We start from the raw sequence: 11,070 nt of genomic DNA, 5'->3' as shown, positions 1-11,070 counted from the left end.
GACAATGACTGCACGCTGCGTCAACGATCTTGTACTCATATCTGGAAAAAGAAGCTCACATGCGTTCTGCGCCCGGTGTGTCCACAGAGGACAGAGTTATGGGCCTGTTATCGCCACGTTATGTGTGCTAGCGTCCGCCCTCGTTCGTCTGGGGGGACGGGAAACGCCCGTCAAGATCACCCCATGAGGAGAAGAAACTCTTGGCACAGCGACCTGGGCGCCATCGTGCGCCCCATGCCGCCCGACGTTACCTGCTCGGCACCGTGCTGCTCACCATCGCGCTGGCCGCGGTGGTGTTCGTCACCGGGACCGGAATGACCTCGCACCGCGGGGGAAACGTGGCCGACGCCGCGAACACCCAGGCCCCGGCTCCCGGCGTGACATCCGCCACGGCGACCGGTTCGCCACCGGCGGGGTCACCACCGACCGGGACACAGGCGAGTTCGGCACAGTCGACCTCGGCACAGCCGAGTGGGACACAGTCGACGGGAGCGCAGCCACCCGGTGCGCAGCCGACCGGGACGCCGTCGAGCGGCGCACAGCCCACGATGCAGCCGCCCGCGGGCACGAGCACCACTTCGCCGTCCCCGTCAGCGGGCACCCCGGCACCGCCGGAGAAGCCGCGGAAACCGGAACAGCCGCCCAAAGCGACGCCCGCCGCGAACGCCAACTGCACGCTGACCGTGCCGGCGAACCCGCTGTCGGCCGCGGGCCTGGCCACGCCGTATGTGCTCAGCGGCACCGAACCCGGTGGCGCCTGCCATGAGGCGAACGCCGACCAGTCCGCGTTCGTCGAAGCGACGATCGTCGATCCCGCCACCGGTGCGCTGTCGATCTACCGGCCGCTCGTCGTGGACCGCGGGACCAAGCCGGCCGCCGCGCCGGTCGCGCCCGCCCTGCCGGCCGGCGCGGTCGTGGGTATCTGGTTCGGCTTCAACGGCGACACGCTGACCCTGCGTGGCGAAGGCAACGCACTCACCGCCGGGGCCTGTGTCAACGGAGCCGATGGATCGCCGTTCGGCCAGTTCGCGCACTGCAACGCTCCGGCGTTCTTCACCGCCGCGAACAACGCCATCGCGAAGGGACAGCTCACGGTGCCCGCGCTCGGCACCGGCAAGGACGGTCTGGCGTGCCCGACCGTGCGGGACTTCGGGGTCGTCGACCAGGACCAGAGCGACAACGTGACGACCGCCTATGTGGCCACCGCGGACGGCCGCACCGCGCAGGCCGGGACGATCGCCGGCACCAAGCTGACCAACGGGAGCGACAACGGGTTGCTGGACAACTTCATCGACCCGGCGCTCGGCTGTAAGCCCTTCACCGCGCCCGATCTCACGAACAACGGCGCGCCGGGCACGTCACTGGCGCTCGACGAACTCCAAGCGGCCGCACACCAGGGCCCGCCGGTCGCGCTCGTGCCGCTCAACGACCCGATGACCCAGGTCGACGGGCAGCAGAGTGTGGCGAAGACCAACCTGTACCGGGCGGGCGTCGGCCAGCCGGCGGTGAACACCGGAACCGATACCCCCCAGGCGTACTGCACGAACCTGGCCAAGATCGGCACCGCTCGCCTCGCCACGGACCAGCGGCTGTTCGCGCAGGCCCCATCCCCGGACGCGGGCATGAGCCTGGCCGCGTTCTTGACGCAGCGTCTGCAGGCCGCGCAGCAGATGCTGGCCTGCCAGGGCTGAGCCGCCAGGGGCTGTTTCGAATGTGGTTTGCGTGGCGGTGCGGGTGGCGGCGCAAGCTGACGGCCCACAGCAAGCGGCTCCGCCGCTTATGAACCACGCCCCAGGGGCATCGGTCGCTCCGCAGCCACGGAGCGACCGATGCCCCACTACCCGTGGCGTATTCGTCGTTATACGGGGTGGTGGTCCGGCTCGGTGATGTCCAGGGTGACCTCGGACAGCGGGCAGCCGACGCAGGTCAGCACGTAACCGTCGGCTTTCTGTTGCGGCGTCAGGCAATTCGGCCCGTTCATCGCGACCTGTCCGGCGCGGAGCTTCACCATGCAGTCCCCGCAATTGCCGACCGTGCACGAATACGGCATCGGCAGCCCCGCCGCGAGCCCGGCGTCGAGCAGCGTCTGGCCAGGCTCGACCACCACGGAGCCGACCTCGTGCGCTCCGTCCAGGACGAGCATTTCCTGCGGCGCGGTCGGCGTGGCGCTCAAGTCGGCCCCGCTGGTGTAGCGCTCGTGGTGTACGCGGCCGGCCGGCACTGCGAGCCCGGTCAGGACGTCCCGGACCATGTCCATCAACGCCTCGGGCCCGCACAGGTAGTACCGGGCGTCTTCTGACGGCCGCAGTTCGGCGAGCCAGCCGCGCACACCCGCGGAGTCGAGCCTTCCGCGCTCCTGCGTCAGGATATGGGTGACCGCGAATCGCTCCGGGTTTTCTTTTTGCAGCCGGCGAAGCTCGTCGGCGAAGATGACCTCCTCCTCGCAGTGATTGCTGTACAGCAGCGAAATCCGCCCGGCGCCCGGTGCCACGAGCAGGGTGCGGATCATGCTCATCACTGGTGTGACCCCGCTGCCGGCGGCGACGAGGACGACGTCGTGCCCCGGATCGGCGTGGAACGCCCCGGAGGGACCGCGCAGCGACAGCCGGTCCCCGGCGCGCAGGTTCCGGTGGACGTGGGTCGAGAACCGGCCGCCTTCGACATGTTTGACCGTGACCTCCAGCCGCGACGCCCCGGGCGCCGACGACGCGGAGTAGGCGCGCCGCACCGGCCGGCCGTCGATGTCCGCGACCAGGGTGAAGAACTGCCCGGCTCGGAAGTCGAAGGAACGCTCCGCGTCTTCCAGCACGAGAGTGACCGCACTGGGCGTCTCCCGGCGGATCTCCGCGATTCGCACCTCCCGCAACGGGTTCCGCGCCGCGGGCTCAACGGCGGCACGCTTCCCTTGGCCGACCTCGACGTCCTCGTAGCCCTCTTTCCGTAGGCCCGACCGGTAAACGCGGTCGATCACCAGCCGCACCACCCGGCTGATGCCGGGGATCCGCGCGACAGCCTTGAGCACGCGAGCACCCGGGCCTTTCTCCGCCTCGGCCATGTTCGCGGCGAGGTGGTCCCCGGCCAGCGCCATCAGGTCCGGCACCGCGGCGCGCGGCGCGGTCCACACCCGCGAGCGCGTCACGGCGTCGCTGGCGGTGAGCTCGGCGTGCTCGACCTCGATGAGCAACGCCGCGTGCGGCGGCGTCCCGCGCAACGCCATCGTCTCCAGTAACGCGGGATCGTCGGTGACCGAGCCCCGGCCGCTGACGTGCAGCACGCCGGTCCGGCCCGGGACAAGGGCGGCGAACGAAAGCCGGTCGTCCTGGAGCACGTTGTGGAGGCTGTCCGCGCGCTTGTTTCCCTTGCGGTCCGGGATGACGAGCGTCCGGCTGTCGAGGATTCGCGCGACGACAGGCCGGTCCCCGCGCGGGCTCGTGTCACTCCCGCCCAAGGTGTCCCAAGTGGACAGAGCGAGAAACGGGGCAGCGGCAAGGAATCCGGCCACACCGGGTCCGCTCAGCGGGCCATCGCCCTCGACCTCGGGCACCGGCCCGGCGGGCACGGGCGGTTGCCACAGACGCGAGCGGATGACGGCCTGTGCACAGTGCACGTACGCCTCTTGAACGTCCACAAAGGTCTCGGCGCCTTTCCGCTTGGCCACGGAACCGTTGACACGCAACGTTTCCCCGACACCCGGCAGGAGGAAAACGAACGACACCGGTCCGTGCGCCTCACCATCGGGCAGGGTGAACGAGATCCGCGTGGCCGAGTGGACGCGCACGAATCCCGGTGTGCCACCGATGAACGTCGTGTGGCTGACGCCATCGGCGTCGCGGTAGCCGAAGCCCGCGAGCGGGCAGGACGCCAGGACGGTCCGGCAACCCTCGTCGAGGGCGCTGATCTGCTTGAGCATGATCATCGACGGCGGCCGCCCGAGGATCGCCTCGATCTCGCCGGCCGTCGTCATGCGGCGGGCCCCTGGGCTCACGAGGCACCGCCCGGACTCTTTTCTTCGCAGCTCATGGCACTATTATGAGCATTAACTCAGGTATTGACCACTCGCTTTCGGAGGACCAGGATGCCCTCGGCCGACCGCCGCTTAGAGCCACGTCGCAAGCCCCGCCAGGTGCGTGCCGAGCTCACCCGCGAGCGCATCCTGACCGCGGCTGCTCACGTTTTCGCCGAGCACGGCTACGCCGCCGGCACCACCAACCGCATCGCCGAACGCGCCCGCATCTCCATCGGCTCGCTGTACCAGTACTTCCCGAACAAGGACGCCATCCTCGCCGAACTGGTGATCCGGCACGTCGACCGCGGCACGTGGACCGGCGCCGACGAGCTCGACTTCTCGCCGGGGACGCTGGAGGCGACGGTCCGGGCGCTCATCCGCGACGCGATCGACAGCCACAGCGACGATCCCCAGTTGCTCCGGGTGATGATCGAGGAGGTGCCGGTCTCCCAGGAGCTGCGCGACACGATCGACCGGCACGGGAAGCTGCGCACGGCCCAGATCCGCGACGTCATCGTCCGGCACCCGGACGTCCGCGTCGGTGACGCCGACATCGCCGCGGAGATCATCCTGCTCACCGTGGAGATCAACACGCACAAGTTCATGGCCGATCCACGGCCCATCCCCGTCGAGACCTTCGAGAACGAACTGGTCGCCATGGTGACCCGCTACCTGCGCGGGGATCAGGAGCCGCGCAGGTAGCGGGAGTCCACAGTGGAGCGCCGGCTACACCAGGATCCGCAACGGGTTCTCGATGATCCGCTGGAATGCCGTCAGCCACCGGGCCCCGAGCGCACCGTCGAGCGCACGGTGGTCGCCGGACAGGGTCACGGTCATCATGGTCGCCACGCCGAGCTCGCCGTTTTCCTTGGCCACCGGACGTTTCGCCGCCGCGCCCACGGCGAGGATGCCCGAGTGTGGCGGCGAAATGATCGCGGAGAACCGCTCTATCCCGTACATGCCCAGGTTCGACACGGCGAACGAACCGCCTTCCAGCTCCGCCTGCTTGAGCCCGCCCTCCCGGGCCCGTGCGGCGAGATCCGCCGTGGTGCGGCTGATATCGCCGAGCGAACGCCGCTCGACATTCCGGATGACCGGCGTGACAAGCCCGTTGCCGATCGCCACCGCCACCGCGATGGACACCGAATCGAACTTGCGCACCGCATCCGCGGTCCAGACCACGTTCGCGTCCGGCACCTCGGTGAAGGCCGCCGCCACCGCCTTCAGCACGAAGTCGTTGACCGAGGGCGTGACCGGAAGCGACTCGTCGTTCTTGATCGTGCGGCGCAGCTCCAGCAGGGCGTCGACCCGGCAGTCCGCCTCGAGATAGAAATGCGGGACCGTGTTCTTGCTTTCGGTGAGCCTCCGGGCGATGGCACGGCGCATCCCGGTGTGCGGGATGTCGACGTAGCCGGTCTCGTCGGCGGGAGCCGGCTGCGGGGATGCCTGCGGCGCAACGGGTTCCGGGGGCGTCGGCGCTTGCGCCAGGTGACGTTCCAGATCACGGCGCACCACACGGCCACCGGGGCCGGTGCCGGTGATCGTGGTCAGCTCCACGCCATGTTCCCTGGCGAGCTTGCGGACCAGCGGGGTCGCGAACTGCCGGTCCGGCGGCGCGGGTTGCGTCGCCACCGCGCCGTTGTCCGATGTGGACAGTGCAGGGGATGACACAGTGGACGGTGCTGTAGACGGCGGGATGGCCGCCGCCTCCGGTTCAGCGAAACCGGCCATGGCCTCGTCCACCGATTCGCCGTTGCCCGCCAGTACGAGGATGGGAGTGCCGACGGCGACCGACTGGCCGGTTTCCACCAGCAGCCCCGCCGCGACCCCGCTGTGCTCGGCCTCGAAGTCGACGGTCGCCTTGTCGGCCTCGATCTCCGCGACGGCCTGGCCCGCGGTGACCTCGTCGCCCGGCGAGACATACCAGGTGAGCAAAACCGCCTCGGCGGCACCGGCGAGCAGTTCGGGCATCCGGATGACGGCGGGCATCAGGCACCCCCGCCCAGCTCGGTCCGGCATTCGCGCAACGCCGTGACGATGTCGTCCACTCCGGCGACGGCGGCGGCTTCCAGGACGCGGGAGATGCTCGGGCTCGCGTCGGTGCCGGTGACCCGGCGGATCGGCATGTCGAGCCAGTCGAAATAGCGGCGCTGGATCTCGTCGGCGAGCCAGCCGCCGTACGACGTGCCACGAGCACCCTGCTCCACGATGAGCACCGCGTTCGTCTTGCGAATACTGGCGCCGATGGTCTCCCAGTCCAGCGAGGCACGGTCGAGCCAGCGGAGGTCGATGAGCTCGGCGTCCACTTCGGACGCCTCGATCGCCTCCGCCGATTTGCCCACCATCGACAGGTAGGTCAGCACCGTGACCTCGGAACCGGTGCGGCGCACCGCCGCCTTGCCCAGCGGCAGGAAGTAGTCCAGATCCCCGGCCGGCACTTCTTCGCGCACCGGATAGAGGTCGACGTGCTCGATGACCAGAACCGGGTCCTCCAGCGCCAGCGCGGTGTTGAACAGTCCGATGTAGTCGGAGGCCGTGGAGGGGGCGACGATGCGCCAGCCCGAACTGGTGGCGAACACCCCGGCCGGATCCATCGAATGTTGTGAGCCGTAGCCGGTGCCCATCGCGACCTTGGTGCGCAGCACGAGCGGAACGTTGTTGTGCCCGCCGAACATGTGCCGCGCCTTGCCGATCTGGTTGAACACCTGGTCCGCGGCGACCCACAGGAAGTCCGGATACATGAACTCGATCACCGGCCGGAAGCGGCCGTCCAGTGCCATCCCGGCGCCGAGGCCGGCGAACGCGTTTTCGCTGATCGGCGTGCCCAGCACGCGATCGGCGGCGACCTTCAGGGCCTGTTTGGTGACCCCGTTCGTGCCGCCGCCGAGCCGGTGCACGTCCTCGCCGAGGACGACCACCCGCGGGTCGGTCTCCATCCGGCGGCCGAGCACGGTGGACGCGGCATCGACGAACCGCGCCGACGTGGTGGGACCGTCGTATCGGGCCGGGTCGAGCGTCCGGACATCGGCGAGCTCGCCGGCGTCGCCGCGCAGCCCCTCGTCGACGGTCGCCGGGTCCGGCCACAGTCCTGGCCGGATCCGGCGTTTGCCTTCGTCGTCCGGATCGCGTTCGAGCAGTTCGCCGGCGACCGTCCGCATCGCCTCCAGCGCCTGCTCCCGGACACCGTCCGCGGTGGCCTCGTCGAGGTGCCCGAGACGCAGCATCTCCCCCGCCACCTTGGCGATGGGGTCACGCTCACGCCAGCCGTCCTCCTCTTCCTTGGTGCGGTAGCCGAACGCGCTGCCGGGATACGCCCCGTTCTGGTGGAAGTAGCGATAGACGTCGACCTCGACGACGGCCGGCCCGTCCCCGGCGCGCATGACCTCTTCGGCCTCCCGCATCACCAGGTGCACGGCGAGCGGGTCCATCCCGTCGACCTTCCACGAGGGAATGCCGAAACCGAGCCCACGCCCGGAAAGCCGGTCCTCGCGGGTCGCCTCGGCGACCTGTGTCGAGACCGCATAAAGGTTGTTCTCGATGAAGAAACACAGCGGCAGGTCCCACGCGGCGGCGAGGTTCATCGTCTCGAGCGCGGACCCGATGTTGACCGCGCCATCCCCGAAATAGGTCACGGTCACGTCATCGGTGCCGGAATGGCGCTGCGCCCACGCGTTCCCGGCGGCCAGCGGCACCCCGCCCCCGACGATCGCGTTGCTGCCCAGTGCACCGGCTTCGAGCCACTGCAGGTGGATCGAACCACCGCGGCCCCGGCTGAAACCCTGTGCCAGCCCCAGAATCTCGGCCAGCGTGCGGCGGAGCAAGGCGAGCACGTCGGCGCTGACCAGCGCGCCCAGATCCGCCTTGCCGCCGGTGAGATGGGTCAGGGACTTGGCCAGGAACTGGTGGTGACTGCGGTGCGATCCGTTCATCCCGTCCGAGGTGCGCAGCGCGATGGCCGAGCCGACGGCACCGCCTTCCTGCCCGATGCTCGAGTGCGCCGGGCCGTGCACCAGGCCCTCGGAGGCGAGCTCGAGCACGGTCTCCTCGAACGCCCGGATCAGGTGCAGCTGGCCGAGCATCCCGGCCAGCAGGGCGGGATCCGCCTCCTGCCAGTCGGCCTTCGTGGTGCTCAGCTGCACCCAGGGCCGGATCGGTTCTAAACGTCGTTGTCGTGGCATCAGCTTTCCTAGCGGCTGTCGATCCCCGATAAGCGCTTCGCGCCGGGCCGTGCGTCGCCAACCATACCCAGCGATCGGATACAATCACAAGCCTGTTCGCGGCATATCGCGGCTTGACACGCCTTGAACTGGTTGTAGTGTATCCAATTACCATCTGAGGAGGAATCCATGCCACTGCCCGGCCTGCGGGGCGCGGAACACATCGGGTTCACCGTCCCGGATCTGGACGAGGCGGACGCCTTCCTGACCGGGGTGCTCGGCTGTGAACGCGTCTACCAGCTCGGCCCGTTCGTGCACGACGACGAGTGGATGCGCACGCAGCTGGGCGTGCACCCCCGGTCGGTGATGCGGAGGCTGTCCTTCTACCGCTGTGGATTCGGCCCCAATTTCGAGGTCTTCGAATGGGAGCCGGCCGACGGCCGGCGACCGCAGCCACGCAACAGCGACATCGGGGGTCACCACATCGCCTTGTATGTCGACGATCTCGACACCGCGGTCGCTTATCTGCGCGGCCAGGGCGTCCGGATCCTCGGTGAGCCCGTCGAGAGCCGGGGCGCCAGCAAGGGGCAGCGCTGGGTCTATTTCCTTGCCCCGTGGGGAATGCAGTTCGAACTGGTCAGCTTCCCGCACGGCAAGGCGTACGAAGCGGACTCGCCGGTGACCCTGTGGCACCCCGCGGATCCGGCACGTTAGGCATCATGAGCGCCATGACCGACGAAAACGGCACCCCGGCGCCCGGCGCCGAGAAAACGGGCATCGGCAACACCAGCCGCCGCATCGCCGACGCGATGCGGGCCGCCATCCTCTCCGGTGAGCTGCCGCCCGGCAGCCGGATCCGGCAGGAGGAGCTCGCCGCGCGCTACGGCGCCAGCCGCATCCCCGTCCGCAGCGCGCTCAGCATCCTCGAAGCCGACGGCCTGGTGAAGCTCGTCGCCAACTCCGGTGCCTGGGTATCGCAGTTCGACCTGTCCGAATGCGAGGAGTTCTACCGCATCCGCGAGCAGATCGAGCCGCTGCTGCTGCGCGCGAGCCTGCCCGGCCTCGCGGCCGAGATCTTCGATCAGATGGAGTCGCTGGCCGAACAGATGGCGAGCACGGACAGCGCCGAGGAGTTCCTCCGGCTGGACCGGGAATTCCACAGCCTGTCCTATTCCGGCGCGAAAACCGTGGTGCTCGACGAAATCGTGCAGCGGATGTGGAACATGACCCATCACTACCGCCTGATGTTCACCCGGGTCTTCCTCGAACAAGGCGACACCATCGTGCACGACGAGCACCGCATGCTGGTGCGCGCGCTGCGGGAACGCGATGCGGACCAGGCGGCGCTGGTCGCCACCGGCCACATCCGCCGGACCCGGCTGCAACTGGCGCGCCATCCCGAACTGTTCACCGTTCACCACTCACCCTGAACCCCGCAATGAGAAAGGCAGCAGATGACGACAGCCGCCCCCGCCACCCGCTCCATCGCCGTGACGAACCCGGCCACCGGTGAGGTGCTCGCCCAGTTCGACACCCAGGGCCCGGCCGAGATCGAGACCTGTATCCGCACGGCGCAGGAGGCGGCGCGGCAGCTTCGCGCCACCGGCTACGCCACGCGCGCGGCCTGGATGCGGCGGGCGGCCGACCTCCTGGAGGCCGACCGCGAGGAAGTGGCCCGCGCCGTCGTGACCGAGATGGGCAAGACCATCGTCCAGGCTCGCGCGGAGGTCACCAAGAGCGCGCGAACCATGCGTTTCTACGCCGACCACGCCGAGGAATTCCTGGCGGATCAGCCGTTGGCCGCGCCCGAGCGGGTCGGCGCCGGCCAGGCGCTCACGAAGTACCAGCCGCTCGGCGTGGTGCTGGCGGTGATGCCGTGGAACTACCCGATCTGGCAGGCGATGCGGTTCGCCGCACCGGCACTCATGGCGGGCAACGCCGGGGTGCTCAAGCACGCCTCGAACGTCCCGCAGTCCGCGCTGTATCTGGATTCGCTGTTCACCCGCGGCGGGTTCCCGCCCGGCTCGTTCAGCTCGCTGCTGATCGGCTCGGGCGCCGTCGCCTCGATCATCGCCGACCCGCGGATCGCGGCCGTCACGCTGACCGGATCCGAAGGCGCCGGGCGCAGCGTCGGTGAGCACGCCGGGCGCGCGATCAAGAAGACCGTGCTCGAACTCGGCGGCTCGGACCCGTTCCTCGTCATGCCCGGTGCCGATCTCGAAAAGGCCGCGAAGACCGCCGTGGCGGCGCGGATGAACAACAACGGCCAGTCCTGTATCGCCGGGAAGCGTTTCATCGTGCACACCGATGTGTACGACGAGTTCGCCGCGCTGTTCGCCCGGAAGATCGCCGCGCTTTCGGTCGGCGATCCGCTGCAGGAGACCACGGACATCGGTCCACTTGCGACACTCAGTGGCCGCGACGAGCTCGCCGGACAGGTCGACGATGCGGTCACCCATGGCGCACGGGTGCTGGCCAAGGCCGCCACGCCTGCCGAGGGCACCGGCTGGTACTACCCGCCCACCCTGCTGGAGAACGTGGGCCCGGACTCGCGGCTGTTCCTGGAGGAGGCATTCGGCCCCGTGGCGGTGCTCTACCGGGCGGCTGACGAGCAGGAGGCCGTCGCGCTGGCCAACGGCACGCCGTTCGGCTTGAGCTCCGCGGTGTGGACGAACGACGACGACCAGGCACGGCGGATCGTCGACGCGCTCGAAGCCGGAGCCGTGTTCGTCAACGGCATGTCGGTGTCCTACCCGGAACTCCCCTTCGGCGGGGTCCGCGACTCCGGCTACGGCCGCGAACTGGGCGCGGCGGGCATCCGGGAGTTCTGCAACCTCAAGACGGTCTGGATCGGCTGACCGCACAACGGAAACCGCCGGCCCCGCACTCGGGGGCCGGCGGTTTTTC

General features: G+C 69.3%; 9 protein-coding genes. 5 read left to right on the top strand and 4 right to left on the bottom strand.

The window, feature by feature from the left end; translation table 11 throughout:
* Window positions 1-247: 247 nt before the first annotated feature.
* Window positions 248-721, bottom strand: coding sequence for a hypothetical protein (locus tag GKO32_RS37975; RefSeq protein WP_166459543.1), 474 nt, complete (start codon window positions 719-721; stop codon window positions 248-250).
* Here GKO32_RS37975 and GKO32_RS14195 point away from each other — a divergent pair.
* Entirely contained in the window at window positions 684-1,691 is a 1,008-nt protein-coding gene (locus GKO32_RS14195; RefSeq protein WP_312867912.1) for a hypothetical protein, read from the top strand. The two genes, GKO32_RS37975 and GKO32_RS14195, sit on opposite strands and share 38 nt — an antisense overlap.
* Before the next feature lie 167 nt (window positions 1,692-1,858).
* Here GKO32_RS14195 and GKO32_RS14190 read toward each other — a convergent pair whose 3' ends face one another.
* Window positions 1,859-3,964 (bottom strand): 2Fe-2S iron-sulfur cluster-binding protein, encoded by a 2,106-nt coding sequence (locus tag GKO32_RS14190; protein WP_154757328.1) that lies wholly within the window; start codon window positions 3,962-3,964, stop codon window positions 1,859-1,861.
* Between the two features lie 159 nt (window positions 3,965-4,123).
* On the opposite strand from GKO32_RS14190, the gene GKO32_RS14185 reads away from it, so the two are divergent.
* The gene (locus GKO32_RS14185) at window positions 4,124-4,708 is read left to right on the top strand and encodes a TetR/AcrR family transcriptional regulator (protein WP_312867911.1); all 585 of its coding nucleotides are present in this window, start codon (window positions 4,124-4,126) and stop codon (window positions 4,706-4,708) included.
* A gap of 24 nt (window positions 4,709-4,732) precedes the next feature.
* Here the strand turns inward: GKO32_RS14185 and GKO32_RS14180 are convergent, their stop codons facing one another.
* Both GKO32_RS14180 and GKO32_RS14175 read right to left on the bottom strand, forming a co-directional pair.
* Complete coding sequence (locus tag GKO32_RS14180; RefSeq protein WP_154757326.1) at window positions 4,733-5,995, bottom strand: dihydrolipoamide acetyltransferase family protein; 1,263 nt, start codon at window positions 5,993-5,995, stop codon at window positions 4,733-4,735.
* Complete coding sequence (locus tag GKO32_RS14175; protein ID WP_312867910.1) at window positions 5,995-8,145, bottom strand: alpha-ketoacid dehydrogenase subunit alpha/beta; 2,151 nt, start codon at window positions 8,143-8,145, stop codon at window positions 5,995-5,997. The genes GKO32_RS14180 and GKO32_RS14175 overlap by 1 nt, the downstream gene beginning before the upstream one ends.
* 207 nt (window positions 8,146-8,352) lie before the next feature.
* On the opposite strand from GKO32_RS14175, the gene GKO32_RS14170 reads away from it, so the two are divergent.
* Genes GKO32_RS14170 through GKO32_RS14160 form a run of 3 tightly spaced genes read left to right on the top strand, consistent with a single transcriptional unit; the run spans window position 8,353 to window position 11,021 of the window.
* Entirely contained in the window at window positions 8,353-8,877 is a 525-nt protein-coding gene (locus GKO32_RS14170; protein ID WP_154757324.1) for a VOC family protein, read from the top strand.
* 14 nt (window positions 8,878-8,891) lie between these two features.
* Window positions 8,892-9,593: a GntR family transcriptional regulator gene (locus GKO32_RS14165; protein ID WP_154757401.1), complete on the top strand. Its 702-nt coding sequence runs from the start codon at window positions 8,892-8,894 to the stop codon at window positions 9,591-9,593.
* 24 nt (window positions 9,594-9,617) lie between these two features.
* Window positions 9,618-11,021 (top strand): aldehyde dehydrogenase family protein, encoded by a 1,404-nt coding sequence (locus tag GKO32_RS14160; RefSeq protein WP_154757323.1) that lies wholly within the window; start codon window positions 9,618-9,620, stop codon window positions 11,019-11,021.
* The last annotated feature ends 49 nt before the right edge of the window (window positions 11,022-11,070 follow it).

The sequence above is a fragment of the Amycolatopsis pithecellobii genome, assembly GCF_009707865.1.
Taxonomy (GTDB): Bacteria; Actinomycetota; Actinomycetes; order Mycobacteriales; family Pseudonocardiaceae; genus Amycolatopsis_E; species Amycolatopsis_E pithecellobii.
The sequence above is the reverse complement of the archived record's forward strand: the minus strand, read 5'-3'. Positions and strand labels throughout refer to the sequence as shown.